This is a genomic window from Sphaerisporangium rhizosphaerae (assembly GCF_042665155.1).
Lineage (GTDB): Bacteria > Actinomycetota > Actinomycetes > Streptosporangiales > Streptosporangiaceae > Sphaerisporangium > Sphaerisporangium rhizosphaerae.
In genome coordinates this window covers 1-3,932 of sequence record NZ_JBHTCG010000071.1, presented here as the reverse complement: position 1 = coordinate 3,932, position 3,932 = coordinate 1, and the positions used below count along the sequence as shown (strand labels likewise).

1 pseudogene is annotated in these 3,932 nt (G+C 71.4%); it reads right to left on the bottom strand.

Features of this window, described 5'->3' with window-relative positions:
• A pseudogene (locus tag ACFQSB_RS40005) lies at nucleotides 1–3,927 on the bottom strand (acyltransferase domain-containing protein); the annotation flags it as partial.
• Between the last annotated feature and the right edge of the window lie 5 nt (nucleotides 3,928–3,932).

Genomic DNA, 3,932 nt, shown 5'->3' with positions numbered 1-3,932 from the left:
GCCGGGGGCGTCCAGGCCGCGACGGGAGACCAGCAGCAGATGCCGCACGCCGTGCACGGCGACCAGATGCCGGGCCATCAGGGCGCCCAGCCCGCCGGTGCCGCCGGTGATCAGCGTGGTCCCATCGACCGGCCAGGCCGCCACGGGCTCCTCGCCGAGGCGGGCCCGCTCCAGCCGCGGCGTTAAGAGCCGGTCGCCGCGCAACGCGACCTGTGGTTCCCCGCTCCGAAGCACCGCGGCCGCCTCGGCAGCCTTGGCACGCTTGGCCGCCTGGGCGTCCGACGCGTCGTCGGACGCAGCGGCGACCTGCGCGTCTTCCAGCGAAACGTCGTCCGGGTCGAGGTCGATCAGGGTGATCCGGCCGGGTTCCTCCGCCTGAGCGGCCCGCACCAGCCCCCACACCGCAGCCTGCGCCGGATCGGGAACCTCACCATCGGCCACGGCCACCGCGCCCCGAGTAACCACCACTGCCGGCCGCGCGTCCGCCTCGGCCAACCAGGACTGCAACTCACCCAGCACTTCCTCGACGGCCCACCGCACCCGCACCGGGACCGGAACGTCACCCTCCACCGGCCCGCCGCCACCGGCCCCCGCGCCTCGGGCAGCGGATTTCGCTCCCACCGAAGAGGCGACATCCAGCGTCGCGACATCTTGCGCCCCGGCAGCGGTCTCGGCGGTCTCGGCGGGCCCGCGCTCGTCCAGCGCCCGCCAAGCCACCTCGTACAACCACCGCGTCGAGGCCGCGCCGCCCAACTGCTCAGGAGCCAGCGGTCGTGCGGTCAGTGTCTCCACCGAAGCCACCGGCCGACCGGCCGGATCGGTGAGGTCCAGCCGGGTGACCGCCTCGCCGTCCAGGCGGCGCAGCCGTACGCGAAGCGCGGTGGCGCCGGCGGCGTGCAGGGTGACGCCGTTCCAGTTGAACGGAATCAGCGGACCGGTCTCCCCGGCATCCTGACCGGCGTCCTGCACGGCCAGCATGCCCACGTGCATCGCCGCGTCCAGCAACGCGGGGTGAACGCCATACCCCGCCGGATCAGCGACGTCAACCGGCAGCGACACCTCGGCATAAAGGTCATCCTGGTCTTCCCAGGCGCGGGTCAGGCCATGGAAAGCGGGGCCGTAGCCGTAGCCGTGGTCGACCAGGCGGTCGTACAAGCCGATGGTGTCCAGTGGCTCAGCGCCCGGCGGAGGCCAAGCCTGACTCAACTCCGTCGGAGTGTCTTGAGCAGTGGCGGGGGTGGGGGTGAGGGTTCCGGTGGCGTGCCGAGTCCACTGCCCGTGGTCGTCCTTGGAGTGGATGGCGATCTGACGTCGGCCGTCTTGGCCTGGTCCGGTCACGGTGACCTGCACCACGACGCTTCCGGTGTCGCCGCTGCCGCTGTCCCCGTTGCTGTGCCGGCCGTTGCTGTGGTGGCCGGTGTTGTGGTGGCGGGCGTCGGGGATGGGCAGGGGGGCGTGCAGGGTGAGTTCGTCGATGGTGGGGCAGCCGACCTGGTCTCCGGCGCGCAGGGCCAGTTCCACGAAGGCGGTGCCGGGCAGGATCGGGGTGGCGTTGATGGCATGGTCGACCAGCCAGGGCTGGGCCGTGACCGAAAGGCGGCCGGTCAGGATGGCGCCCCCGTCAGGCTGCTCCACCACCGCACCAAGGATCGGATGATCGGCGGCGGCCTGGCCGAGGGCGGCCAGGTCACCGGCGGCGAGCTGCAGCCAGTAACGGCGATGCTGGAAGGGGTAGGTGGGCAGATCCAGATGGACGACCCGAGCCCCGACCGAACCGGTCGGCCAGGCGGTCCAGTCCACGGCCGTGCCACGCGTCCACGCCTGGCCGAGCCCGGCGACCAGTTGAGCCGTCTCATCTCGATCGCGGCGCAGCAACGCCACCACCGAGGCAGGCTCTGTGTCCTTGCGGCCACCGTCGACCCGGCGGACCTGAGCGTGGTCGCCGTCCCCACCGCCGGTCCCGCCGAGGTGTTTGCTGCCAGTGTGGTCGTGGTCGTGGTGGGCGAGGGTCTGCTCGATCATCGGGGTGAGCTGGGCGTCCGGGCCCGCCTCGATGTAACAGCAGACGCCCTGTCCGCGCAGGGTGGTGATGGTGTCGGCGAACCGCACCGGCCGACGGACGTGCTCGACCCAGTACCCGGGCTCGGTGACCTCCTCGCCGACGAGGTCACCCGACAGGTTGGACACCAGCGGCAGCTCCGGGCGACGCAGCGTCAACCCGGCCACCACCCGCTCGAACTCGGCCAGCATCGGCTCCATCAACGGCGAATGGAACGCATGCGACACCCGCAACGGCCGGGTGCGATACCCGCGCTCTCGCGCCCACTCCACCACCTGATCCACCTGATCGCAGGCGCCGGAGACCACCACCGAACCCGGCGCGTTCACCGCCGCCACCGAGATCTCGCCACGCCCAGCCAGCACCGGCGCGATCTCCTGCTCGCCGCAGCCGATCGCCGCCATCGCACCACCGGACGGCAACCCCTGCATCAACCGCCCACGAGCAGCCACCAACCGACACGCATCCGCCAAATCCAGAACACCGGCCACATGCGCCGCAGAAATCTCCCCCAGCGAATGCCCCGCCACAAAATCAGGCCGCACACCGAACGACTCCAACAACCGGAACAACGCCGTCTCCACCACGAACAACCCGGCCTGAGCGAACACCGTCTGATCCAGCACCCCACCAGCAACAAACCCGCCAGCAGCAGAACCACTCGTCTGACCGATCTCGCCGGTCTGACCGACCTCGCTCGTCTGGCCGCTCTCGCGAACTTCGCCGCTCTCCCCGCTCTGACCAGCGTCGCTGGTCTGACCGTTCTGGCTGTTCGGGCTCGCCTCGCCGTTCTGGCTGGTCTGGCCGTTCTGGCCGATCTGGCTGGTGTGGCTGGTGTGGCCGAGGATGATGTCTCGCAGGCTCGCACCATCGGCCAGGCCGGTCACCACGCCGGCAGCGTCGGCGGCGGTGAGTTCGGCCTCCAGAAGTGCGCAGGCCTCATCGAACGCGCGGGCGAACACCGGGAAAGCCGCATACAACTCCCGGCCCATCCCCACCCGCTGAGCACCCTGACCCGAGAACACCACCGCAACCCGGCCCGACCGCACCCGACCCACCACAGCAGCCGAACCCAGCACCCCGCCAGCCAACCCGCCGGCCGCCAACCCACCGGCCGCCAACACACGGGTCGTCAACCCGTCGGTCGTCGGCTCGCCGGACGCCGCTCTGCCGGCCGTCGACTCTGCGGCCGTCAACCCGCCGGCCGTCAACGCCGAGGCCGTTGGTTCGCCGGCGAGGGTACGCAGCGCGGCGAGTAGACCTTCTCGGTCGGCCGCCGGCAGCACCGCTCGGTGCTCCAGGGCGGCTCGGCGGGTCAGGGCGGCGGCCACCTCGACCGGGCCGGCCGCATCGTGCCCGGTCATGAAAGCGGCCAGCCGAGCGGCCTGGGCCCGCAACGCCGCCTGGCTCTTGGCCGACACCACCACCGGCACCGGCAACGCCACAGGCACCGACGGCGCGGCCGTGCCTTCCGTTCCAGCCGAAACGGGCGATCCCGCCTCGGCCTGCTCCCTATCCGGCGACCCCTCACCGGCCGGCGCTTCCTCACCAGCGGGTGCGGTCGAACCGGCGCCGATGGCCGACGGTTCCTCAACGGGCGGCTCTTCCAGGATCACGTGCGCGTTGGTGCCGGAGATGCCGAACGAGGACACTCCCGCCCGGCGCGGCCGGTCCGCGTCCTTGGGCCAGGGCTGAGGTTCGGTCAGTAGCTCCACCGCGCCACCCGACCAGTCCACCTTCGATGAGGGGGCGTCCACGTGCAGCGTCTTGGGCAACAACCCGTGCCGCATGGCCAGGATCATCTTGATCACACCGGCCACCCCGGCCGCCGCCTGGGTATGCCCGAGATTGGACTTCACCGACCCCAGCCACA